At 37.2% G+C, this 20850-nt stretch carries 23 protein-coding genes (1 of these 23 cut by a window edge); 17 read left to right on the top strand and 6 right to left on the bottom strand.

Annotated elements, in window-relative coordinates:
- The 4 genes from AC1F25_RS08725 to AC1F25_RS08710 form a co-directional block, all read left to right on the top strand.
- A protein-coding gene (locus AC1F25_RS08725; protein WP_002314166.1) for a Cof-type HAD-IIB family hydrolase crosses the window boundary here: on the top strand, positions 1-71 show its final stretch. 775 nt of this gene lie to the left of the window's left edge; 71 of the gene's 846 nt are visible here — the last part of the coding sequence; its start codon lies beyond the left edge, outside the window; the stop codon is at positions 69-71.
- A 197-nt stretch (positions 72-268) separates the two neighbouring features.
- Positions 269-1489 (top strand): metallophosphoesterase family protein, encoded by a 1221-nt coding sequence (locus AC1F25_RS08720; RefSeq protein WP_002335238.1) that lies wholly within the window; start codon positions 269-271, stop codon positions 1487-1489.
- A complete protein-coding gene (locus AC1F25_RS08715; RefSeq protein ID WP_002343939.1) occupies positions 1486-4206 on the top strand; it encodes an ATP-binding protein in 2721 nt (906 codons plus the stop codon). Before AC1F25_RS08720 ends, AC1F25_RS08715 begins: the two co-directional genes overlap by 4 nt.
- Complete coding sequence (locus AC1F25_RS08710; RefSeq protein WP_002314163.1) at positions 4190-5134, top strand: 3'-5' exoribonuclease YhaM family protein; 945 nt, start codon at positions 4190-4192, stop codon at positions 5132-5134. The genes AC1F25_RS08715 and AC1F25_RS08710 overlap by 17 nt, the downstream gene beginning before the upstream one ends.
- A gap of 67 nt (positions 5135-5201) precedes the next feature.
- Here the strand turns inward: AC1F25_RS08710 and AC1F25_RS08705 are convergent, their stop codons facing one another.
- From AC1F25_RS08705 to AC1F25_RS08695, 3 genes are all read right to left on the bottom strand, one after another.
- Entirely contained in the window at positions 5202-6212 is a 1011-nt protein-coding gene (locus tag AC1F25_RS08705; protein ID WP_002316849.1) for a peptidylprolyl isomerase, read from the bottom strand.
- 177 nt (positions 6213-6389) lie between these two features.
- Positions 6390-6737 carry a YtxH domain-containing protein gene (locus AC1F25_RS08700; protein ID WP_002309926.1) on the bottom strand — a complete coding sequence of 116 codons (348 nt, stop codon included), beginning with the start codon at positions 6735-6737 and terminating at the stop codon, positions 6390-6392.
- Complete coding sequence (locus AC1F25_RS08695) at positions 6730-7164, bottom strand: HIT family protein (RefSeq protein ID WP_002309928.1); 435 nt, start codon at positions 7162-7164, stop codon at positions 6730-6732. The genes AC1F25_RS08700 and AC1F25_RS08695 overlap by 8 nt, the downstream gene beginning before the upstream one ends.
- A 137-nt stretch (positions 7165-7301) precedes the next feature.
- Here AC1F25_RS08695 and AC1F25_RS08690 point away from each other — a divergent pair, with 137 nt between their 5' ends.
- The 4 genes from AC1F25_RS08690 (at position 7302) to trmB (ending at position 10960) form a co-directional block, all read left to right on the top strand.
- The gene (locus tag AC1F25_RS08690; RefSeq protein WP_002309930.1) at positions 7302-8039 is read left to right on the top strand and encodes an ABC transporter ATP-binding protein; all 738 of its coding nucleotides are present in this window, start codon (positions 7302-7304) and stop codon (positions 8037-8039) included.
- A complete protein-coding gene (locus AC1F25_RS08685) occupies positions 8032-9243 on the top strand; it encodes an ABC transporter permease (RefSeq protein ID WP_002314162.1) in 1212 nt (403 codons plus the stop codon). Before AC1F25_RS08690 ends, AC1F25_RS08685 begins: the two co-directional genes overlap by 8 nt.
- A gap of 203 nt (positions 9244-9446) precedes the next feature.
- On the top strand, positions 9447-10229 hold the full coding sequence (locus AC1F25_RS08680; protein ID WP_002291341.1) for a phosphotransferase family protein: 783 nt from the start codon (positions 9447-9449) through the stop codon (positions 10227-10229).
- Positions 10230-10297: 68 nt separating this feature from the next.
- Positions 10298-10960 carry a tRNA (guanosine(46)-N7)-methyltransferase TrmB gene (gene trmB / locus AC1F25_RS08675; RefSeq protein ID WP_002314161.1) on the top strand — a complete coding sequence of 221 codons (663 nt, stop codon included), beginning with the start codon at positions 10298-10300 and terminating at the stop codon, positions 10958-10960.
- Positions 10961-11073: 113 nt separating this feature from the next.
- Here trmB and ade read toward each other — a convergent pair whose 3' ends face one another.
- On the bottom strand, positions 11074-12801 hold the full coding sequence (gene ade, locus AC1F25_RS08670) for an adenine deaminase (RefSeq protein ID WP_002343940.1): 1728 nt from the start codon (positions 12799-12801) through the stop codon (positions 11074-11076).
- Positions 12802-12932: 131 nt separating this feature from the next.
- Here ade and comGA point away from each other — a divergent pair, with 131 nt between their 5' ends.
- Genes comGA through comGD form a run of 4 tightly spaced genes read left to right on the top strand, consistent with a single transcriptional unit; the run spans position 12933 to position 15588 of the window.
- A complete protein-coding gene (gene comGA / locus AC1F25_RS08665) occupies positions 12933-13862 on the top strand; it encodes a competence type IV pilus ATPase ComGA (RefSeq protein ID WP_002320414.1) in 930 nt (309 codons plus the stop codon).
- Positions 13819-14868, top strand: a complete 1050-nt coding sequence (gene comGB, locus AC1F25_RS08660) for a competence type IV pilus assembly protein ComGB (protein WP_002314159.1) — start codon at positions 13819-13821, stop codon at positions 14866-14868. Before comGA ends, comGB begins: the two co-directional genes overlap by 44 nt.
- Positions 14865-15143, top strand: a complete 279-nt coding sequence (comGC, locus tag AC1F25_RS08655; protein WP_002309938.1) for a competence type IV pilus major pilin ComGC — start codon at positions 14865-14867, stop codon at positions 15141-15143. The genes comGB and comGC overlap by 4 nt, the downstream gene beginning before the upstream one ends.
- On the top strand, positions 15118-15588 hold the full coding sequence (comGD, locus tag AC1F25_RS08650; RefSeq protein WP_002316846.1) for a competence type IV pilus minor pilin ComGD: 471 nt from the start codon (positions 15118-15120) through the stop codon (positions 15586-15588). The genes comGC and comGD overlap by 26 nt, the downstream gene beginning before the upstream one ends.
- Before the next feature lie 25 nt (positions 15589-15613).
- Here comGD and AC1F25_RS08645 read toward each other — a convergent pair whose 3' ends face one another.
- Positions 15614-16573 carry an IS30 family transposase gene (locus AC1F25_RS08645; RefSeq protein ID WP_002336308.1) on the bottom strand — a complete coding sequence of 320 codons (960 nt, stop codon included), beginning with the start codon at positions 16571-16573 and terminating at the stop codon, positions 15614-15616.
- A 117-nt stretch (positions 16574-16690) separates the two neighbouring features.
- Here AC1F25_RS08645 and AC1F25_RS08640 point away from each other — a divergent pair, with 117 nt between their 5' ends.
- The 5 genes from AC1F25_RS08640 to AC1F25_RS08620 all read left to right on the top strand — a co-directional run bounded on the left by AC1F25_RS08640 (position 16691) and on the right by AC1F25_RS08620 (position 20079).
- Positions 16691-16972 carry a hypothetical protein gene (locus AC1F25_RS08640; protein WP_229103280.1) on the top strand — a complete coding sequence of 94 codons (282 nt, stop codon included), beginning with the start codon at positions 16691-16693 and terminating at the stop codon, positions 16970-16972.
- Entirely contained in the window at positions 16935-17360 is a 426-nt protein-coding gene (gene comGF / locus AC1F25_RS08635; protein ID WP_002335232.1) for a competence type IV pilus minor pilin ComGF, read from the top strand. The genes AC1F25_RS08640 and comGF overlap by 38 nt, the downstream gene beginning before the upstream one ends.
- Positions 17332-17691: a competence type IV pilus minor pilin ComGG gene (gene comGG / locus AC1F25_RS08630; RefSeq protein WP_002343943.1), complete on the top strand. Its 360-nt coding sequence runs from the start codon at positions 17332-17334 to the stop codon at positions 17689-17691. Before comGF ends, comGG begins: the two co-directional genes overlap by 29 nt.
- Positions 17692-17862: 171 nt before the next feature.
- Positions 17863-18870 (top strand): class I SAM-dependent methyltransferase, encoded by a 1008-nt coding sequence (locus tag AC1F25_RS08625; RefSeq protein WP_002316844.1) that lies wholly within the window; start codon positions 17863-17865, stop codon positions 18868-18870.
- Positions 18871-18894: 24 nt separating this feature from the next.
- Positions 18895-20079, top strand: coding sequence for an acetate/propionate family kinase (locus AC1F25_RS08620; RefSeq protein WP_479994049.1), 1185 nt, complete (start codon positions 18895-18897; stop codon positions 20077-20079).
- 253 nt (positions 20080-20332) lie between these two features.
- Here AC1F25_RS08620 and AC1F25_RS08615 read toward each other — a convergent pair whose 3' ends face one another.
- The gene (locus AC1F25_RS08615) at positions 20333-20803 is read right to left on the bottom strand and encodes a universal stress protein (protein WP_002335230.1); all 471 of its coding nucleotides are present in this window, start codon (positions 20801-20803) and stop codon (positions 20333-20335) included.
- Between the last annotated feature and the right edge of the window lie 47 nt (positions 20804-20850).

Genomic DNA, 20850 nt, shown 5'->3' with positions numbered 1-20850 from the left:
CTGATTATATTACCGTTTCAAACGATAAAGACGGAGTATCTCAAGCTTTTGAAAGAATTCTTACCATATAAACTAATTTAGGGAGTATAGAATATAAATATTTAGGATTGTGACAAAAATCATGTCACAATCTTTTTTCGAATAAACTCATTTTTTGAAGCCGACTATTTATCGTAATTTCTTTACATAATACGAACAAATTTTCGGTTATTGATGAAAAAAAACATTGAAAATGGTATGATAAATGAAAAAGAGGAGGGAATTTTTAATGGTGAAATTTATCCATGCGGCAGATTTACATATGGATCGGTCATTTGAAGGACTGACAACTCTAGATAAAACTGTACAGGAAAAACTATTGAAGACGAATCTGACCGTTTTATCAAATATCATTGAACAGGCAATAATAAATAACGTTGATTTTGTTTTACTTGCAGGAGATAATTTTCATCAAAATCGTCCTTCATTAAAAATACAGAAACATTTTTCAGAACAGATGAAACGGTTAGAAAAAAATCATATACCTGTATTTATAATATTCGGAAATCATGATTTCTATCAAAAAGAGCGGTATTGGTTCTCCTTTCCTAAAAATGTCCATTTATTTACATCCGAAACGGTAGAGACAAAAAAAATAACGATAAAAAGTGGAGAAACTGTCTCTCTCAGTGGATTCAGTTATCGACAACCATGGATTCAAAAAGACAAAGTGATGGAATTTCCTTCTAGAGAACTCACAGATTACCATATTGGTTTGTATCATGGGGAACCTGGTACCTCGCAAAAAGGGAACTATGCCCCTTTCCAACCTTCAAAAATGCAAGAAAAAGGATACGATTATTGGGCTTTGGGGCATATCCATGTGCCAACAGTTTTAAATGAAAAGCAAACCATCGTTTATCCAGGTGCGCCTCAAGGTCACACTAAAAAAGAACAAACTTCTACATCCATTCTACTTGTTGAATTAAGTAAAGGAAGTTGTCAAATACATCCGATTAAAGTAGCAGAGGTCTATTGGAAGACAAAGGAAATATCATTGAGGCAAGCGAGGACGACAAAAGAGGTCATTGTTCATATTCGTCAGCAACTTTCAAAAGTAGAGGATGGATTTAGTTTAATTGAGATAAAATTAAAAGATTATGACCATCTCAATACAGATGTTCTAGAGCGAATACAATCAGGAGAGTTATTAGATTATCTGTTAGAGGAATTTTCAGATAGGATAAGGGATTTATTTATTTGGCGTATTTCTCTCATGGAGGATACTTTTTATACGAAGATTCCACTTGCTGCTTCTGCTAAATTGATGGAACAGCTATTTCAATACTATCAGACACCTCAAGATTTCCAACAAATTTTAAATGAAGTATATAGCCACCAAGAAGCGGCTAAAATATTGAGCGAACTGCCGGAATATCAAGAAGAAACACTTGAAAAAGCCAAGCAGCTACTTAATCAAGATTTTTTATTTGAGGAGGATCAGGAATGAAGATTTTAAGGATCGAGATTGCTGCTTTTGGAAAATGGCGTCAAAAAAGTTTTGATTTTTATTCAGGCAATCAGCTGATCTATGGGGGAAATGAAGCAGGAAAATCAACGATTTATCAATTTATCCAAGCCATCTTATTTGGATTCCCTTCAAAAGGCCGCAAAAAAAAGGATTATACACCAAAAGACGGCTCGGCCTATGGTGGCAAAATATGGCTTAAACATCCTATATACGGTGAGTTTGCTGTCGAACGCTATAAACAGCAAAATCGTGGAAAATCGAAGGTATGGCTGGGGAATCAAGTTGGAAGTGATGAATTACTAGAAAAACTGATTGCACCTTTGACGAAAGAGTTATTCCAGCAGGTATTTACTTTCCAGCAAGAACAGTTGATGGAACTAGATCACTTGAGAGAAAAAGAGCTACATGATGCACTGATTTCTTTAGGAATTACGGGCAGTTCTCAAGTATTCCAAAAAAGACAAGAATATTATCAGAAAGCACAACAGTTATTCAAGAAAAAAGGCCAAAAACTGCTGATCAATCAAAAATTAAATGAATGGAAAGAGCTTCAAGAGAAAATCCATCTAAAACAAGAACAGGAAGCTTATTTTGGCAAGTTGATCCAACAAGAACAGGAATACGAGTCGCAACAGCAACAGTTACTGGAACAACTAAATGAGGCGAATAAGCAATTTGCACTAGCCAGACAGCAAGAACTCAATTTTTCTTTATATGAAGAATGGCAATCCCTCAAAAAAAACATCGCTACAGGTCTTCCTGATGAACAACTTCTTCTTGATCTGGAGTCTTTTTCCAAACGGTATCAGCAAACAAATGAGCGTTTAGAAGAATTAGAAGCAACTCTGGAAAAGCATAGCGGGATGGATCAGCAGTCAGCTAGATATTATTTTTATTTAGAGCAGGAGCAAGAACTAAAAGACCTCCAACAACTCCAGTTTACAACGGAACAATTAAGCGAAGAATGGCAAAGACTTCAAATAGAGACTAGAGAAACAAATTCAGAATTGAAAATCTTGGAACAAAGATGGCAGTGGCAGAAAAATCCGTTACCGGAAGAATTTTTATATGAAGAAGAGTGGAAGAATCTTCTGGCTGAAGAAAGAAGGATTGCTGATCTAGAAAGCCAGATTTCTGTGCGTCTCCAGATAGCTAAAGAACAGCAAAAAATGATCGAAGCAGAAGTGAATGAGTTGGAAGAGACTTATCCAGCATTATTACAAAATCAGTCAGAGATAGCACCAACCCCTTCATCTAAACCCTATATGCTAATTGCTAGCGGAGCAATAATCATTGCAGGTATATTTGTTCCAATGCCCTTAAAAGTGATCCTTTTACTAATTGGTGCAGGCATGATTGGCTATTTCTTCTACAAACAGCAACCAAAGGTCAAAACTAAAAATGATTTCTCAGAAATAAAAGGAATGTGGCAAGAAAAACTGGGTCAGCTTGATTTAGCTTTAGCCCAATTAGCAGAAGCAGAAGAAAAACAAAAGAGAATAGAAGAAGAAAAACAGATTCTTCAGCAAGAAGTATATCGTTTTGCTGATCATCGGCACTTAGGAAAGATGGATACACTCAAACTCATGAAAGAATATGGGCAAGAAGTCATAGATTATCAGAAATTGTATGGCGTATTTGTGCGGAAACATAAAAGAGAGCAGGAAATCCAAGAAAAACTACAACAGATCGATCAGAAATTTGAGTTTGTTAAAGAATGGCTACCCATACAAGATAAGACGATCTCAGAAAAAATGGCTATGCTTTCCCGTTTTATCCAAGAAATGGAACAGATGAAATTTGCCAGAAGCTATCAGCAAAATACTTTATTGAAGCAAGAAATCAATCAATTGAAAAAGAAACAAAAAGTATGGGTACAAGAATACAGCGAACAATTGAGCCAAGCTGGATTATCTTATCCTTCGGAAGTACCTGTCTTTTTACAAAAAGCCAAACAAGCCGAACAGCAGATGAAAAGATACAATGAACTGTCAGAAATGCTTCGTCCACTGTTTCCTGAAGAACTGACGAAAGAGAAATTATCTGTAAGACTGCGGCAACTGAAAGAAAAACAAGGCCAACTCCAGCAAGAAGAAAAAGAAGCAAGTGAAAATCGGCAACGACTCCAACTTCAAGTAGAAGAGCTGCAAAGAGACGGCACATTGGACGAACTCTATCAACAAGCTAGCCGACAAAAAGCAAAATTGCAGGAATTGCTGGAGGAATGGGGCGCATTTGAAATCGCCGGAACATTCTTAGGCGATCTTTCAACAGAGATGAGTGAAAGACAATTACCACAGTTGTTAAAAGCAGCGGGTGATTATTTAGGTATTTTAACAAAAGGAAATTATCAGAAGATATTACTGAAAAACGATACACTGACTTTAACAGACGGATATACAGACTTTCCAATCTATGAGTTGTCTACAGGTACGAAAGATCAGCTGATAATGGCGATGAGGTTTGCTTACCTCTCGTTAGAAGCCAATCGTTCGATATGCCCGATCATCATAGATGATGGCTGGCTTCATTATGATCATCAGCGAAAGTATCAATTAGCTGAACTTTTAGCTAAATTTGGAGAAAAGTATCAAATAATTTGTTTTTCTTCTGATAAAGAAATGGTAAGCTATTACCATGAGATGAACCAAACCGTAAAACAATTAGAAGGAGCAAATAATGAAAAAAATTCGTGATTTAGTAATCGATGAGCAGTTTGAGCAATTTGTCCTGATCAAAAGTGCAGATGTAAGAATCGCTAAAAACGGAAAAAAATTTATTGCTTTTACTTTCCAAGATACTTCAGGTACTATCGATGGCAAGTACTGGGATGCTTCGGAAGAAGAAATCAATAAATTTACAGCCGGCACAGTCGTTTTTCTAAACGGTAAAAGAGAGGTTTATCAAGGGAACCCGCAAGTAAAGATTCTTCACATGCGTTTAACAAGGATGGATGAGCCAGGGGAACCTAGTTTATACATGGAAAGAGCCCCTTTGAAGAAAGAAGAAATGGAAGAAGAAATCAATCAATTATTATTTGAAATCACAAATGCGCATTGGAATCGGATCGTTCGCTATCTACTCAATAAATACCAAAAACAATTTTTTGAGTTTCCGGCAGCCAAAAGAAACCATCATGCATTTGCCAGTGGATTAGCTTATCATACTTTGACAATGCTTCACTTAGGAAAATCAATTGCCGATGAATATCCTGAGTTGAATCGACCATTATTATATGCGGGTATCATTTTGCATGATTTAGGAAAGGTGATCGAACTTTCCGGTCCTATGTCGACAGAATATACGCTTGCAGGGAATTTAATCGGACATTTGGTATTGATTGACGAAGAAATAACTAAAGCCTGTCTTGCGCTGAAAATCAACGAAGCTGACGAAGATGTTCTCGTATTACGTCATATGGTTTTAGCACATCACGGCCTATTAGAATATGGTTCACCTGTACGTCCAAGGATAATGGAAGCAGAAATATTACATCAAATCGACAATATTGATGCTTCCATGCAGATGATGTTGACTTCGATTCGTCAAACAGAACCAGGAAAATACACAGATCGGATTTTTGGTATGGACAACCGAAGTTTCTATGTACCAAAAGATTTATAGCAAAAATTTATTTTTTTCATTCAAAACAAAAAAGCGAGACATAAGTCTTCGCTTTTTTTGTTTTCTTTTATTTTGATGAATCAGTTGTTTCTTCAGTTGAAGATTCTTTTGTTGAATCAGTTGATTTTGTGTCAGAGCTCTTTGTTGAAGATGTGGCTTCACTTGAGTCTTTAGCACCTGATGAAGTTGTTGTGAATGCACTCAACACATTTTCAAAGGCATCGTCTTTGATTTTTACATTTGCATCTTTTAATTCTTCACCGATTACTTTAGTCGTGAATGCATTGTCACTTAATTTTGTTTCAGTAGCGATTTCTTTTAATTGATCTTTGTATTTATCCATGTCGTTGCCTTTATTTTGGTTTTTCACCATTTTGACAACATAGTATTCTGTTGCATAAGAAGTAGTATTTGTTGCAGTAATAACGTCAGAGACTTCGCCGTCTTTCAATTTGAAAGCTGCTTCTTTTACTTCTGCAGGAATGGTTGTTGTCGTTGAGTCGAATTTGACTTTACCGCCATCTTCTTTTGTCTCTGAATCAGTTGATTTGTCTTCGGCTAATTTAGAGAAATCATCCCCATCGTCCGCTGATTTTTTGACATCTTTTGCTTCATCTTCACTTGATAATTTGATGATTTGTGCTTCTACTTCTGGATGGAAAGATTCCCAAGCAGTTTTCAAATCATCATCTGTAATATCTACATGAGCCTTCAAACCAGCTTCAAAAGCTAGATTGTTACGGATATATTCTTTGTAAGAATCTTTCGTATACCCAGCAGTTTCTAATTGTGATTCAAAAGTATCACCTAAAGATTTCGCTTGTTTGTCGTATTCTGCATCCACTTGTTTATCTGTTACTTTATCGCCGTATTTGTTATTGAATACTTTATAGATGATCATCCGTTGTACTAATGATTGGTTCGATGATTCGAGCTTTGCTTCATCGTAGAAATCAGATACAGTGATCGTTCCGCCTTTCATCGTTGCGATATCTTTATTGGTATCGCCTGAACAAGCCGCTAGAGTTAAAACAGCCAACGCACTAGTAGCTGCCAAAATAATTGATTTTTTTTTCATTAATGTTTGCACTCCTGTAATTAGTTATTATTTTTTATATATTAACTATACCATACCCCATGCCCTTTAAAAGCGTTCTCGTGATAGTTTCAAACAAAATTCAAAATTTCATCACATTCCTAGGAAATGTGCAATTATTCCTCTATTAGACAGTCATATCTGTTGAGAAAATGATCATTATTGTATGTGATCAGGATACTCAGGCAGATCAGCTGTTAGTTTTTCTACTTGTTCATTGATTTGGGCGATACGTGGTTCGGCTTGGAATTTAAAATTTTCGATATCTTTGTTGATGGCTTCTTGGAAAGCGGGAATCACAGATTCAGCTGTTTCTTTTGTCTCGATCAATGCGCTTTTAAAATGATCCAAGCTGTTATTTAAATCGTTAGTCAGAGTGGTTGCTTCTTCCAGTTCTTCAATTAGTTTTTTTCTTGTTTCGTTCCCGCTCCTAGGTGCAAATAGCAGACCACCGACAGTTCCAGCAGCAGCTCCGAATAGCAGTCCTTTGAAAAAGTTTTTAATCATCGCTATGCACCTGCTTTACGATTGTTTCTTGAATAGCTTTTAGTTCTTCTGGTCCATAACTGTCTTGATGGTTGCCAAAGTGGATAGAAAAATCGTCCTTTTTGCTATAGCGAGGAACTAAATGGATATGTGAATGAAAAACAGATTGATAAGCTAATTCACGGTTGTTATTCAAGATATTAAGACCTTTCATTTCTGGAAAAGCTTTTTCTAATGCTTGAGCAATCTTAGGCACACGTGAAAAAACTTCTCCTGCAAGTTCAGGATCATATTCAAAAATATCTGCTACATGACGTTTAGGAACAACTAACGTGTGTCCTTTCGTTGCTTGAGAAATGTCTAAAAAAGCATAGACTTTGTCGTCTTCATAAATTTTATAGCTTGGGATTTCTTGATTGATGATTTTGCAAAAAATACAGTTTTCCATAAAAAACATCCTTTCCATAAAGAATAAATACTTCAGCTTAACTTTACCATAAGTTAAAGCCATTGTAAGGAAAAAAACAAAATACCGTCATTTTCTTCGTGGTATAATAAATAAAAATAAATGGCGGAGGAAAAAGAATGAGTTTAATTATCGATCATGTCACAGGAGGGTATGGCCATCTCCCTGTGTTAAAAGATATCAGTTTCAACGTACAGCCTGGAGAGATAGTAGGATTGATTGGGCTGAACGGAGCAGGGAAAAGTACAACCATCAAGCACATTATCGGTCTGTTGGAAGCTACAAAGGGAACGATAGAAATCAATCATCTATCTTTAAAGAAAAATACAGAAGAATATCGTAAACAAATTGGGTATATTCCAGAGACGCCTTCTTTATATGAAGAATTGACTTTGAGGGAACATATCGAAGTCACTGCAATGGCCTATGATATACCTATGGATACAGCAATGAAAAGAGCTGAAAAGCTGTTAGAGACTTTCCGTTTGTCTAATCGCCTTGACTGGTTTCCGGCTAATTTTTCAAAAGGGATGAAGCAGAAAGTGATGATCTTATGCGCCTTTTTGATCGAGCCTTCTTTATATATCATTGACGAACCATTCTTAGGATTGGACCCACTAGCTATCAATGCGCTGCTTGAATTGATGGTAGAGATGAAAAAAGAAGGAGCCGGTATTTTGATGTCTACGCATATTTTAGCTACTGCAGAAAAATACTGTGACCGTTTTGTGGTCTTACATAACGGAGAGATACGAGCAGATGGAACCCTTGAGATGTTGAGAAAAGAATTTCATCTGCCGGATTCTTCTTTGGACGAAATCTATATCGCTTTAACAAAGGAGCAGGCACATGAGTAGTTTTTTTCAAAAACGTTTAGCAAGGCATCAAAAGAAAATGATGAAATATATGCGCTATGTGTTGAACGATCATTTTGTTTTAGTTTGTCTTTTCTTAATTGGTGGCGTGGGATTGTACTATTCTAGCTGGTTGAAAACCTTGCATCCGCCTTTTGCACTTGGGGGAATGATAATCTCTGTATTTTGGATGCTCTGTTTATTTGTAGGCAAGATGGCTACTTTTGCGGAGGCAGCAGATATTGTTTTTTTACTTCCGAAAGAAAAGGAAATGCAGACCTATTTGGAACGAGCTTTTCGCTATTCTTGCATTTTTCCGATGATCCTTTTGATATTGGCATGCGGATTTGCTATGCCATTAGTGGTGGTTAGTACTCAGCAAGTCTTTTCGATGTTTTTCGTCTATCTGATTATATTATGGAGTTTGAAATTCAGTCATCTGCAAATTAAGCGAGCAGAATTGTTTCGGCTAGATCAACAGGTCATTCGTTATTGGAAAACAGGTTGGTTACTTTCTTCTATGCTCATTTTGCTTCTTTCATTTTATTGGCTAGTCTGGGCAGGGGTAGCAGGTGCATTGGTACAGGCAAGTCTATATTACTGGTTTTTGTGGAAGCAACAGGAAAAAGGATTGGATTGGGAGAAAATGGTGCATGTAGAAGAACAAAGGTTGCATCAAATCTATCAATTTATTAATTTATTCACCGATGTTCCTGAAATTACGGCAAAGGTAAAAAGAAGACGCTACTTGGATCCTATATTGACTCATATTAAGAGAGAATCAAAAAACACTTATCTTTATTTGTTTGCAAGAAGATTGGCAAGAGGTTCTGATTTTAGTGGTCTTTACTTCCGGTTAGTAATTATAGGTGGGGTATTGATTTTCGGAGTGATCGACTTTTATTTTAGTCTGATAATCGGTTCTTTATTTTTATATTTAATCGGTTTCCAATTGTTGCCTTTAGCGAGCCAGTTCCGTTACATGGTGCTCGTTCAGCTTTATCCAATCCATGAGAATCAGAAGAAGCAAGCAATCCAGTATCTGCTCACATGGGTATTAGTTATCGCATCGGTTATCTTTGGATTGATTGCTGCAGTCGTATTGGATGGTCAGCAGCGATGGGTTCCGCTAGCGGCTTATTTGATTGTTACGGGTCTCTTTGTTAAACTATATGTACCAACTCGTTTGAAGAAGATGTCAGACTGAAAACAAAGCTGTGTAGGATAAAAATGAACATGAAAAATAGAGCGTTGACAGTAAGAATGCTGTTCGTTCTATTTTTTTTGAGAAAAGTCGGTTTTTTGAATGGCAAATAAATGAAAAAGAACGTATATGTGCTTGACGTGTAGTGATCAGGCGACTAGAATAATAAGTACTGCAAAACAAAGAGTAAGAGGACGGGAGAATGCATGATGGAGTTTCAGTTAGACCAAGAGTGGCGGTTACGTCCCATCAAAGGCGATACAGGAAAAACATACATAGGCATGCGTGATGAAGACAAAGTCTTTATTAAACGAAACACGACTCCGATGTTGGCTGCTCTTTCACGGGAAGGAATTACACCAAAACTTGTTTGGACAAAACGAACGGGGAATGGCGATACCTTGACAGCACAAGAATGGCTAGAAGGCCGCTTGCTAACTCCTAATGAGATTGGTCAAAGAAATGACGTGATTGATGTTTTGTACCATTTACATCATTCAAATTCTCTTAAAACCATGCTGACCCGTATCGGCGGACGTGTTATGACGCCGGAGAAGATGTTGCAAAAATATGAAAAAGAATTACCAGAAGAACTCCAGAAAAATCAATTTCTGCAAATCGTCCATCGATTTCTTCGTGAGCAGATCCCGCCGATAGATAAGGAAAATCTATCAGTGGTGCATGGAGATGTAAATCATCGAAATTGGTTAGTATGTAAAAATTATTTATATCTCGTGGATTGGGATTCAATCATGTTTGCAGACCCTGCGGTAGATATTGCAACGATTTTAGGGAATTATGTGCCTCTATCCAGTTGGAATCAATGGCTGATCAGTTATGGCATACGTCCAACTGACGAAATGCTTGAAAAGTTTCACTGGTATGCGGCCATGAATTTGCTCCAAGAAATCACTAGATACTGCAAACGTGAAGATCATCGACGAATGAACGAAGAAATTTTACAATTAAAACGAATTTTCAGTGGCTGAGGTTTGGCCCAAACTCTGCGGAGATTTGGCCAGACCTTTTTAATTAGAGAAAGGAATGGAGATAAATAATGCGTGTCCGAAATCGTCCGGGAGCAGCGGAAATGTTAGCGGCTCACCCGAATTTTGTAATTAGTGATCCAACATTGTGGAAGGGGAAATGGAATGAATTGTTTGGAAACGATCATCCAATCCACATTGAGATTGGAATGGGGAAAGGCCAGTTCATCACTGGAATGGCAAAAGCCCATCCTGAAATCAATTATATTGGAGTAGAAATGCAAGTAAGTGTTGTTTCTATAGCATTAGACAAGTTGATTGAACAACCGCTTCCTAACCTGAAGCTTCTGCATGTGGATGGATCAGCATTGACAGAATATTTCGCTGACAGCGAAGTAGATCAGATTTATCTGAATTTTTCTGATCCATGGCCGAAAAAACGACATGAAAAACGGCGCTTGACATACAAAACTTTTCTTGCTGTAGATGAACAGATCCTCCGCCCAAATGGAGAAATCCACTTCAAAACAGATAATCAAGGATTGTTTGAGTATTCGCTGGCAAGTTTTTCTCAATATGGCATGATCCTCAAACAGGTATGGTTGGATTTGCATCAAAGTCAATTTGAAGGCAATATTATGACGGAGTATGAAGAAAAATTTTCTTCGAAAGGTCAACGTATTTATCGAGTAGAAGCTCAATTTCAAGATAAGACCAAAAAGAAAAGTCTGTGAATGAACTTTTTACTTTCATAAAAATATAAATCAAATCCCAGAAAACACATTACATCTGTCATGTGCATTTTCTGGGACTTTTTTGATTTAAGATATACCTATTTCCTCGGTTTTCAACAAGGTGGAATCAATTGGAATCGAGAGAATGAAAATAATCCTTTGTCAGTGATCTTCAATTCGGGTATGACAGATAATGTTAAGAAAGAAAGTGTCAAAAAAGGATCAAAGGTTTTAGCTGCCCCTAGTTGATGTGTTTCAGCTATTAATTCATTCAGCTGTTCATTGACGAACGAAAAAGGTTCCTGTGTCATGATACCGCCTATCGGTAGAGGAAGACAAGCCATTTCCTTCTGTTTATTGACAACAGTCATCCCGCCACCTTTTTGAATCAAAAGATTAGCAGCATACAGCATATCCTCATCATTTGTCCCCACGACAACTAGATTATGAGAGTCATGAGCAATTGTTGTCGCTATCGCCCCTTGTTTCAGCTGAAATCCTTTTACGATGCCTAACCCAATATTTCCGGTTTGATGGTGACGCTCGATCACCGCAATCTTTAATTGGTCTTTTTCGATTGAAGGAATGAATCGTTCGCCTTGTCGGTCCACTTTTTCTACCAAATCGTTCGTGACGAGACTATTCGGGATAATTTCGATCACATGGGCTTGTGAAGAAGGGAGAAGCAGCTCTAACGAACGAGGATGCAATGGTTGAGCATTTAGGTTTGGTAGACAGCACATGTATGGATTTGAATAATCAGCAAATAAATGGTCTTCGAGTTGACCAGATTGGACGACCAATGTTCCCTTATAGAAAACTTCATGAATTGGCAGCTTGGTAAGATCGTCTGTTAAGAAGAAATCAGCTTGATATCCAGGAGCAATCGCACCTAGTGTTTTCAAATCAAAACATTCTGCTGCATTCAATGTTGCCATCTGGATTGCCTGTAATGGATCAATTCCCATTGAAATAGCTTGACGGACGATATGGTCAATTGATCCTTCTTTAACTAAATCATTGATGAGTTTATCATCGGTGACAAAGAAGCATCTTCTTGAATTATCAGGCGTGATCGCCGGTAGTAGCGATGCCAGATCTTTTGCAACGGTCCCTTCTCGAACCATTAAATACATACCAAGATCCAAACGTTCTTTAGCCTCTTTTGCAGTTGTAGCTTCATGATCCGTCCGAATACCAGCTGCGGGATAAACATTTAATTCTTCCATGCCGATACCAGCTGCATGTCCGTCAATCTTTTTCTTATGCTGGTGCATCAATTGGATCTTTTCTAGGATATCTGCTTCATTATTTGCTACTGCTTGATAGTTCATGACTTCAGCTAAGCCTAAAACTTCGGGATTTTGTAAAAAAGGTGCTAGATTTTTGGCATTTAGATTTGCACCATTTGTCTCAAATGGAGTGACAGGTACACAAGAAGGGAGCATAAAGAAAATATTCATAAGCGTTTGTCTTGCATCTTCTATCATAAATTGAAGACCAGTACTCCCAGCGATGTTTCCTATTTCGTGGGGATCTGTTACTACAGTAGTAACTCCATGAAGCAAGGATACTTTTGAAAATTCACTTGGTGATAAAAGTGAACTTTCAATATGCACATGTCCATCAATGAATCCTGGTACTAGATATTGCCCCTTAGCATTATGTACGCTTTTTCCTTCATATTCACCAATCCCTACAATCATTCCTTCGTAAATCGCTACATCTTTTTCCATGATCTCTTTCGTAAAGACATTGACGATCTTAGCCTGTTTGATTACTAGATCAGCGGGCTTTTTTTTACTTGCTACTTCGATGTATCTCTTTAATGTTGATTCCAATGGAATGCCTCCCAAGATAAATTTTTATAAGTATAACATAAATTCGTTTTTTGCCAATGTTTTTTAATAAATTCATTTTATTTGAAACAAAAAGATCAAAAAGACGTATGTTTTTTGTGGAGGGGAGAATAATGGAAATAAAACGATTATCAGATCAAATGATAAGTGAAAGTTTCGCCAAACATGCCCAAGACGTATATGTCTTGCCAGCTTCAGAAGTATTTTACATCTATTTTCGCTATGGCAAAAAACGAACGTTCTGGAAGGAAGTATCTTCGGCAGATGGCCAGCAATTGATTTCAAGATTTAAGTATTTGGGACAAATGGATATCGGAGAAAAAAGAAAAGCTCAATTAGGTGCATTGACCTATTCTTTAGAAAAACAGAAGGTTCGGTTACGACTGTCTTCTGTAGGAGATTACCTTCAACGAGAAAGCTTAGTGATTCGGCTATTATACGGTATTTCTGAAACACCTCATCGTTGCTTTAATTCTCGAGATTTTGCAACTATTTTGCAGAAAACCGTTAGACGTGGATTATATCTATTCAGTGGACCAGTCGGATCAGGCAAGACGTCATTAATGTATCGGTTGGCTTTGAAAGAAAAACGGCAAGTAATCACGATCGAAGATCCTGTAGAGATCGAAGAACCATTCTTTCTGCAATTGCAGATCAATCCCAAAATAGCACAGACTTATGACACACTTTTGAAGCTCGCATTACGGCATCGCCCTGATTTGTTGATTATTGGTGAGATAAGAGATGAATCAACTGCACATGCTGCGGTAAGAGCTGCACTAACGGGACATCGGGTATTCGCAACCGTACATGCACGCAATCTTGAAGGTACATTGATCAGAATCCATGAACTAACAAAGAAAAAAGAAGAGCTATCTGAATGTTTAGCTGGAGTCATTTATCAAGAACTTTTGGAAGATGCCGATCACCATCCTTCTGTCTTGTGGAGTTATCAATTTATGGAGGAAGAACCAGTAAAAAAATCATGGGAGGAAAGCTATGAAGAAGCTCAGAAAAAAACTTGGCAGTCAGAACTATTTTAAAGGATTGACAAGAAGCCAGCAAAATCAGTTTGCACAAACTATGGGAGAGCTGCTTTTAACTGGTTTTAGTTTGCAAGAATCCCTTTATTTATTACTCACGATCCGTTCGTTCCAGCCTGCTATTTTGGCAAACATCCAACATCAGCTAAAGGAAGGACAACCGTTTAGTGAAGTACTTTCGCAAACAGGGTATGGAGCAGAACAACTGGTACAGATCGAATTAGCTGAACTTCACGGGAATCTGCCGGCAACTTTGTTGGAAATTGCCAAACAGTTACGTCTGGTCGAAGGATTTCGCAACGATTTGAAAAAGCTGCTCGCCTATCCGATGCTATTGCTCACCTTTTTGCTAGGTATCTTATTTAGTATGCGTTTGATCGTTTTGCCTCAGCTTATTGGTTCAGGGATGGTTATAGAAGAGCATTGGGGGATTCAGCTGATACAAGTCTTTCACTGGTACGTTCTACTATTTATCCTAGTGGTTACTTTATTGACTTTGCTAGTAAGGTATCGGCTGATGAAATTGTCTCCTATTGATCGGAGTGAATGGATAAGCAGACAATTAGTGATTGGACCAATATATTCCTTATATCAATCTGCTTATTTGTCGCTAGAGATTGGCAAACTTTTTCATGAAGGTTTCGAATTAAGGCAAATCATCGTTTGCTTGAAGGAGACGAAACAAGAAAGTCTGATTCAACACCTTGCTTCCAAGATGATACAAGGATTAGAGGCAGGTATACCATTAGCTGATCAGTTCCAGAATTACCATTTTCTATCTGAAGAATTCAGCAAGATTATTTTGCAGGGAGAGGCAAAAGGAAATTTAGGGAAAGAGCTGATATTTTACAGCGAATGGACAAGAAAACAGCTTTTCAAACGACTTCAGCACTGGCTGCATTTTATTCAGCCAATTATTTTTTTGGGCGTAGCGGTTTTGATTTTACTGGTTTATGCTGCTGTTTTATTACCTGTTTATGGAAGTATCGAGGAGGTCTTGCCATGAAAAAGAAAAGAACACCTTATTATAGCGGTTTTACATTAATCGAAATGCTGATCGTTTTACTGATCATCAGTGTACTAGTATTGTTGTTTGTCCCAAATTTGTCACGTTATAGGAATCATGTAGACCAAGAAAGTCGTGAAGCAATCATTCAGTTGGTAGACACACAAAAAGAGCTCTACGCGCTTCAAAACAATGGAAGAATCCCTACCGTGGAGGAATTATTGAATGAAGGCTATATCAAACGAGAACATGCAGACATCTACCAGCGGCCTTGAAGGAAAAACATTAGCATCAGGATATACGTTGGTTGAGTCACTCTTACTGATTTTATTGCTTACAACAATCCTTTCTTTTCCAGTTCTCGCATTTTCTGCATGGAAGAATGAATTGGCAGTCTATCAATTTTTCAGCCAGTTTGAAAAACGAATCTATACCACTCAAAAAATCGCTATTGTGAACCAAATCCAAACAGGCTTTTATTGGAACATTGACGAAAATCAGATCATTTTTCGTATGTCGCAACCCGATGAAGCGAGCTGGAAAGTATTAGATATTCCTGATGAGATTACCTTGAAACGCCATGCTTCCATCACTTTTGCTGCTGGAACTGGAAATGAAAGTTCACTAAAAGCATATCAATTTTATTGGGAAGAAAAAGGGCAAACGATTACGTATCAATTCCAGATGGGGAGTGGACGTTATACAAAAAGAATTGAATAGAAAAGGGTTTATTTTATCTTAATTGTCAAATTAAGTTAGACAGATCATCAATACTTACGTAACTCAAAAATACTTCCAAAGGTGTTCGATAATCCAGTGATTTTCTAGGAATATTATTTCGTTTAGATGCGACAGATTGAATAAAAAATTCATCTACTGAATTGAAATCCATAGATTTCAATAAACCATCTCTACGTAACAATCCGTTAGAATTCTCGTTTAGGCCTCTTTGAGACGGCGTTCCTGGATCAGCGAAATAAATGGCAATATCATTGACATTACTGATCTGTTTCCAATTTGAAAATTCCTTTCCACAATCAAAAGTGATGGATTTGAATAGGTTTTTCGGTACAGATTCAAACCATTGATTTAATTTTTTTTCAATATCAATCGCTTGTCTACCACACGGTTTCAATGTGATGATAACTTTTGATAATCGTTCAACTAAGGTAATTACAGCACTTTTATGTTTCAGACCTACGATAGTGTCACCTTCAAGGTGACCAAACTCATTTGAGAATTGGCTATAATCCTTTTCACGTTCATGAATAGAGCGGCGGAAAGTTTGTTTTCCACGTCTTTCTTGATGTCCATTCGGTTTACGCTTGCCTTTCATCGGTAAGTCAGAAGAATCAAATAGCCCCTTTTTGAACATACGATAAATGGTACGAGCAGAACAACTAATAGGAAACGCTGCACGACCAACAATCACATCGGGTGTCCATCCTTGAACAACCTTTCTTTGAATATATTCTGATTGTTCCTCGGGTAAAACAAGCGGACGTCTACCACAGTTTGATTTGTTTTTCTTATACTGTTGATAATATTCTAAGGCTGATTTTCCTTGCTTGAAGAACAGATATACTTTATGGATCGTTTGTCTTGAACGATTCAAGCAATGGGCAGTTTTAGCAACAGATTGATTAATTTTGAAATAAGACTCTATTATTACAAGTTCATCCGTTGTAAGATGGGTATAGGTCATTTGTACTCACTCCTTATAATTCTTTGGTCGGAACTATTTTGAGTGTAGCACAAATGACTTTTTTAGTTGTCTAGCTTAATTTTACAATCGGCGTTATTAGAATCCCTTACAGCGCTGATGATTGCTTCCGTCTGTGTGTACTTAGTGAGTTTTGGTCAGCTTTTTTTACTTCAGGCAGAAAACAACAGCGGGGAGGAAATGCTACTTATTCGAATGGTTTACGAAGATACCAAGACACAACGGATATATCACAAAAGACCAGAGCGAAGCGAAGAAATGACTATGTACGATATCCAAATTGTCGAAAATAATGGAGTAATCGAAAAAGTGCTTGTCAATATGGAGAAAGAAGCGATCAATATTGAAAAAACAAGAAATCCCGGCATTTACGCTGATTGAATGTCTAATCGGACTAATGATAGTAAGCAGTATATTGCTGTCATTCAATCTTTTGATCCAGCAAACTATCCAAGTAAGTGACTTTCTGCAGCGTAAAGATCAAAAAGAGTGGCTGATATTTTTAGCACAATTAGAAGAGGAACTTAACAGCAGTCACAATGTTTCCGTGAAAAATCAGCAATTGTATTACACTGTAGAGGATAAACAGTACATCATCGAAAGATATCAGACGATGATACGTAAAAGAAGAACTTCCGGCGGACATCAACCTATGTTAACAAGTATCACTGAGTTTCAATTATTGGAAAAAGAACACACAATTTCTTTTTATGTACACTTTGAAAATGGAGAAGATGGATATGCCATATGGACAAAAAACGATCAATAGAAAATGTTGTAAGGGATCTATTTTATTTTCTGTGTTGCTTTTATTTCTTTTATGTACGTTTTTATTGACGGCAGCATTAGAAAGCTATCGCTTGTCAATAGATCTGAATATACGAATAAAAAATTATTATATAGCAAAAATAATGAAACAGATGTCTCTATCGGAACAGTCTATACTTGCTGAGAAGTCGGAAGGGATTTTTTACTACACAACTGGATCTGTAACATATCAATGGGTACAACAGTCTCTATTCTTGGAGGTAGAAGTCTCGCCGTTTATCTTTCGATTCATAGAAGAAGTAAAAAATGATACAGATACTGGTACAGAATGAGGGGTTGTTCGTGAAAACGCCCTCTTTTCTGTTATAACACTGTTTTTAATAAAAAAATGTTTGCCGTTTCACAAATAAAAAACAGTGAAAACGATTGAAATTTTGTCAATTGTTCGATAGAATTAAACAGGTGAAAAAATTGTTATAATATATCTAGAAATGAGGTGCACCATGTTACCAGAAAAAATGGAACAAGGGTTCAATCAGAACCTGGAAGCTATTCAGCTTTTACAGAATGCATTGGGAACTTCCTTTTTAGAAGCCTATGTCGAAAATGCAGAAAATCTAATAGATGATTATCAAGTACGTGTGGTGGATGGAGTGCCGACAAAAGAGACAACACAACGGATCACAGCTCTTTATGAAGAGTTGAAAAAACTTTCTTTCGAGCCAGAAGAATGGCGCAGATTGTCTCAATTGCTTTTATTGAAGGGCAACCAGACAGAACATCTGCAGGCGAACCATCAACTCACTCCTGATAGTATCGGTTTTTTATTTGTTTTTCTTATTGAACAACTATACACAAATAAAAAGGAACCAGTTAAGATTCTGGATATTGCGGCAGGAATGGGCAACTTGTTATTAACAGTTCTTTTAAACCTATCGAATGCGGGGTATCAAACAGAAGGATTTGGTGTGGATATTGATGATACATTGTTGGCTGTGGCAGCTTCTACAAGTGATTTGACACAAGCAAATGTTCAATACTTCCATCAAGACGGGTTGCAGGATTTATTAATCGATCCTGTCGATTTTGCAATCAGCGATTTGCCGATCGGTTATTATCCGAATGACGAAAAAGCAAAAGAATTTTTAACAAGTACTGAAGAAGGCCACAGTTATGCACATCATTTATTGCTGGAGCAATCAATGAAATACGTGAAGCCGGATGGTTTTGGTTTGTTTTTGATGCCAAGCGGTTTTTTAGAAACGGATCAAAGCGAAGAAATCAAAAAATGGTTTAAAGAAGAAGGCTATCTTCAAGGAATGATTCAATTGCCAGATGAGTTGTTCCGCAACAAACAATCACAAAAAAGTATTTTGATCTTACAGAAAAAAGGACCACAAGCAAAACAAGTAAAAGAAGTGTTGCTTGTGAAACTTGCTTCACTAAAAGAACCAGAGAAGGTGACGGAATTTTTCAACGAGTTTAAAAACTGGAAATCATCTGCTCTGTAATCATTCAACGAGAAGGAGAGTCATATGTCTAAAACAATTGCAATCAATGCTGGAAGTTCAAGTTTGAAGTGGCAATTATATCAAATGCCAGAAGAAACCGTAGTTGCGAAAGGAATCGTCGAACGTATCGGTTTACAAGATTCTATTTTTACAATCAAGTACGGCGATAGTCAAAAATTCGAACAAATCATGGATATCGAAAACCACGAAGTAGCAGTAAAAATGCTGTTAGATCAGTTGATTGAACTGCAAATTTTAAGTTCTTATGATGAAATCACCGGTGTAGGGCACCGTGTTGTTCACGGAGGAGAAACTTATGGGGATTCAGTAGTGATCGATGAGGGAGTAATGGACCGCATTGCTGAATTAGCAGAATTTGCTCCTTTGCATAACCCTGCTAACCTGATGGGAATCAAAGCCTTTAAAAAGATTTTACCTGACATTTTGAGCGTAGCTGTATTTGATACATCTTTTCACTCAACAATGCCAAAGCAAAATTATTTATACAGCTTGCCAGTGTCTTATTACGAAGATTTCAAAGTAAGAAAATATGGCTTCCACGGCACAAGCCATCGTTATGTATCGGAATGTGCAGCAAAATTATTGAATAAACCGATTGAAGATTTAAAAATCATTACTTGCCACTTAGGAAACGGAGTATCAATCACAGCTGTAAATGGTGGTAAATCCATGGATACTTCTATGGGATTCACGCCATTAGCTGGTGTAACAATGGGTACGCGTTCAGGCGATATCGATCCGGCTGTTCTTCCATACTTAATGGAAAAATTAGAGATTGATATTGATGAAATGATCAATGTTTTGAATAAGAAATCTGGTTTGCTAGGCCTAACAGGATTGTCTAGCGATATGCGTGATCTTGAAAAAAACTATGAAAAAGAACACATTCGTTTAGCTTATGATATCTTCGTGGATCGCATCCGAAAATATATCGGCGGATACGTGACAACGATGAATGGTGTCGATGCAATCGTCTTTACTGCTGGTATCGGCGAAAATGACGGACATGTACGCAACGAAATCATTAAAGGTATGTCTTGGTTTGGCTGTGAAATCGATCCAGCGTTGAATGAATTGCATGGTGAAGAAGTAGATATCTCTACAAAAGAATCAAAAGTAAGAGTATTAGTGATTCCAACAGATGAAGAACTAATGATTGCCCGTGACGTGGAGCGTTTGCGCGGCTAAAAATACACGCGTGTTCTCTTTAGAAAATGGATAATTTTATATCCGTTTTCTAAGAGGACATGCTTTTTTATTTTTTACACAGAAGGAGCTGAATATAAAGAAGTGAGTGAATCCAAGTATTCTATGAATCGTGAGAGGAAAGACGCTCAATAAGCGACTTTATTTTTTGAAGAGCAAAAAAAGCTGTGTCCAGACAAGTGATCTTCAAAAGTTTTACTTTTGAGATCCCCTCTGAAACACAGCTTTTCATCAATTAGTCTTTTTTAGGAGGCAATTGGTTTTCTAAATCAGTTCGAACAACAAGCACATCGCAAGCCGCGTTTCTAATAACATATTCAGAAACAGAACCAATAAATAAACGTTCTACAGCATTCAATCCTGTAGCTCCTAACATAATCAAGTCTACTTGATTATCTTCTGGGATTTCTTTCGCAATAATTTGTTTTGGTGAGCCATATTCTACAACAGAGGTTACATTATTCAAGCCAGCTTTCTTCGCGTTGCTTTCATAATCTGCCAATGTTTGCTTTGCCATTTCAGTAGCTTGTTCTGCCAACATTCCATCAAAAGATGAAACGGTTTGGAAAGAACGTGTGTCAATGACATGTGCTAATAGAAGTTCTCCGTTATTTCGGATAGCTACATTGACCGCCTTTTTAAAAGCTAATTCAGCTTCATCAGAACCATCCACGGCAACCATGATTTTTTTGTATTGTTGTAACATAAGCATTCACTCCTCAAGTCAATCGTGTTGTACTCTTTTATTGTAGA

It is taken from the genome of Enterococcus sp. M-BR2 (assembly GCF_056612775.1).
This window is presented reverse-complemented; position numbering and strand designations above follow the sequence as displayed.

Coding starts and splice junctions, on each gene's coding strand:
- AC1F25_RS08720 (WP_002335238.1), top strand. CDS start 269: ATGGTGAAATTTATCCATGCGGCAGATTTACATATGGATCGGTCATTT.
- AC1F25_RS08715 (WP_002343939.1), top strand. CDS start 1,486: ATGAAGATTTTAAGGATCGAGATTGCTGCTTTTGGAAAATGGCGTCAA.
- AC1F25_RS08710 (WP_002314163.1), top strand. CDS start 4,190: ATGAAAAAAATTCGTGATTTAGTAATCGATGAGCAGTTTGAGCAATTT.
- AC1F25_RS08705 (WP_002316849.1), bottom strand. CDS start 6,212: ATGAAAAAAAAATCAATTATTTTGGCAGCTACTAGTGCGTTGGCTGTT.
- AC1F25_RS08700 (WP_002309926.1), bottom strand. CDS start 6,737: ATGATTAAAAACTTTTTCAAAGGACTGCTATTCGGAGCTGCTGCTGGA.
- AC1F25_RS08695 (WP_002309928.1), bottom strand. CDS start 7,164: ATGGAAAACTGTATTTTTTGCAAAATCATCAATCAAGAAATCCCAAGC.
- AC1F25_RS08690 (WP_002309930.1), top strand. CDS start 7,302: ATGAGTTTAATTATCGATCATGTCACAGGAGGGTATGGCCATCTCCCT.
- AC1F25_RS08685 (WP_002314162.1), top strand. CDS start 8,032: ATGAGTAGTTTTTTTCAAAAACGTTTAGCAAGGCATCAAAAGAAAATG.
- AC1F25_RS08680 (WP_002291341.1), top strand. CDS start 9,447: ATGATGGAGTTTCAGTTAGACCAAGAGTGGCGGTTACGTCCCATCAAA.
- trmB (WP_002314161.1), top strand. CDS start 10,298: ATGCGTGTCCGAAATCGTCCGGGAGCAGCGGAAATGTTAGCGGCTCAC.
- comGA (WP_002320414.1), top strand. CDS start 12,933: ATGGAAATAAAACGATTATCAGATCAAATGATAAGTGAAAGTTTCGCC.
- comGB (WP_002314159.1), top strand. CDS start 13,819: ATGAAGAAGCTCAGAAAAAAACTTGGCAGTCAGAACTATTTTAAAGGA.
- comGC (WP_002309938.1), top strand. CDS start 14,865: ATGAAAAAGAAAAGAACACCTTATTATAGCGGTTTTACATTAATCGAA.
- comGD (WP_002316846.1), top strand. CDS start 15,118: ATGCAGACATCTACCAGCGGCCTTGAAGGAAAAACATTAGCATCAGGA.
- AC1F25_RS08645 (WP_002336308.1), bottom strand. CDS start 16,573: ATGACCTATACCCATCTTACAACGGATGAACTTGTAATAATAGAGTCT.
- AC1F25_RS08640 (WP_229103280.1), top strand. CDS start 16,691: ATGATTGCTTCCGTCTGTGTGTACTTAGTGAGTTTTGGTCAGCTTTTT.
- comGG (WP_002343943.1), top strand. CDS start 17,332: ATGCCATATGGACAAAAAACGATCAATAGAAAATGTTGTAAGGGATCT.
- AC1F25_RS08625 (WP_002316844.1), top strand. CDS start 17,863: ATGTTACCAGAAAAAATGGAACAAGGGTTCAATCAGAACCTGGAAGCT.
- AC1F25_RS08620 (WP_479994049.1), top strand. CDS start 18,895: ATGTCTAAAACAATTGCAATCAATGCTGGAAGTTCAAGTTTGAAGTGG.
- AC1F25_RS08615 (WP_002335230.1), bottom strand. CDS start 20,803: ATGTTACAACAATACAAAAAAATCATGGTTGCCGTGGATGGTTCTGAT.